The 1,596-nt window shown below is 64.5% G+C and carries 1 protein-coding gene; it reads left to right on the top strand.

The genetic code is table 11. The features are described 5' to 3' along the window. Window positions 1-172 precede the first annotated feature (172 nt). The coding region (locus tag WAW17_RS11730) for an acyclic terpene utilization AtuA family protein (RefSeq protein ID WP_422333152.1) at window positions 173-1,596 on the top strand (1,424 nt) is incomplete at its 3' end.

The following is a 1,596-nucleotide window of genomic DNA, read 5'->3' as shown; positions in this document are numbered from 1 at the left end:
CGGCCGAGGACTTTGTCCTTGTCGTCACCCAACGGCGCAACGTGACCGACACCCGTCTCGTCGTCACCGGCCCCGTCGCCCAAACCTGGATGGGCATCGCCCAAGCCTTCGCCGGTGCCCCCGGCAGCGGCAGGCCCAGTCTGGCTACCCCTTCGACCACTGGAGGAACCCGATGAGAGAGTCTGAAGCACCTCGACGGCCGATCCGTATCGGCAACGCATCGGGATTCTACGGCGACCGACTCTCCGCCTTCCGCGACATGGTCGACGGCAGCCCGGTCGATGTGATCACCGGTGACTACCTGGCCGAACTGACCATGCTCATACTCTGGAAGGCCCGCAAGAAGGACCCCACCACCGGCTACGCGAAAACCTTCCTCACCCAGGCCCGTCAGTCACTCGCCGACTGCGCCGCCAAAGGAATCAAGATCGTGGTGAATGCCGGCGGTCTCAATCCCGCCGGACTCGCCTATGAGGTGCGCAAGCTCATAGACGATCAGGGGCTCGACCTGTCCGTCGCACACATCGAGGGTGATGACATCCGGCCCCGGCTCGAATTGCTCCAGGCCGACGGTCACGAGTTCCGGCACCTCGACAAGGGCATCACGTTGGCGGAGGCCGGTGTGAGCCCAGTGTCGGCGAACGCGTACCTCGGTGGCTGGGGTATCGCAGCAGCGCTGAGGAAGGGCGCCGACGTGGTGATCTGCCCACGTGTCACCGATGCGGCACTCGTTGTCGGTGCGAGCGCGTGGTGGCACGGCTGGGCGCAGACCGACTTCGACGCCCTCGCCGGGGCGGTGGCGGCCGGTCACATCATCGAATGCGGCCCACAAGCGACCGGGGGCAACTATTCACAGATCCGTGAAGTGCATGATCGGCGTTACCCGGGCTCCCCTATCGCCGAAATTGCGCACGACGGCAGCTTTGTCATCACCAAGGACCCCGGAACCGGAGGACTGGTGTCCGTGGGCACCGTCACGGCCCAGTTGTTGTACGAGATCGACAGCCCGATCTACCTGAACCCGGACGTCGCCGCGCACTTCGAGACAATCGAAATCACCCAAGAAGGGACCGGCCGAGTCCGGGTGGCCGGAACCACGGGCAGCCCCCCGCCGCCCGATCTGAAGGTGGCGATGAACTACATCGGCGGCTTCCGTAACACGATGACCCTGGTCCTCACCGGACTCGACATCGAAGAAAAGGCGAACTGGGCGGTCGACGAGCTGTTCGAGATACTGGGTGGGGAAGAAAAGTTCGACGAAGTCGACGTCCAACTGCTTCGCTACGACATTCCCGATCCGCCCACCGCCGCTCAATCGACCGCGCACCTGCGGGTGACCGTCAAAGACGCCGACCGCGCCAAGGTTGACCGCGCCTTCTCCAATTCGGTCACCGAACTCGCCGTCGCCGGCTATGCGGGTTTCCACACCACGACACCACCGTCCTCGGCATCGGAGTTCGGCGTCTACTGGCCCTCGCTGATACCGGCGGACGAAATCGAACACGTCGTCCTCCATGCCGACGGAACCAAGGAACTCATCGACCACTGTCCGCGGACCCGGATGCCGGAACCGGCACCGATGCCGGCATCGTCGAC

Origin of the sequence: Rhodococcus sp. (in: high G+C Gram-positive bacteria) (assembly GCF_049286785.1) — a bacterium.
In the GTDB taxonomy this organism is placed as follows: Bacteria; Actinomycetota; Actinomycetes; order Mycobacteriales; family Mycobacteriaceae; genus Rhodococcus_F.
Note: the sequence above shows the minus strand (reverse complement) of the source record. Positions and strands in the feature narration are given on the sequence as shown.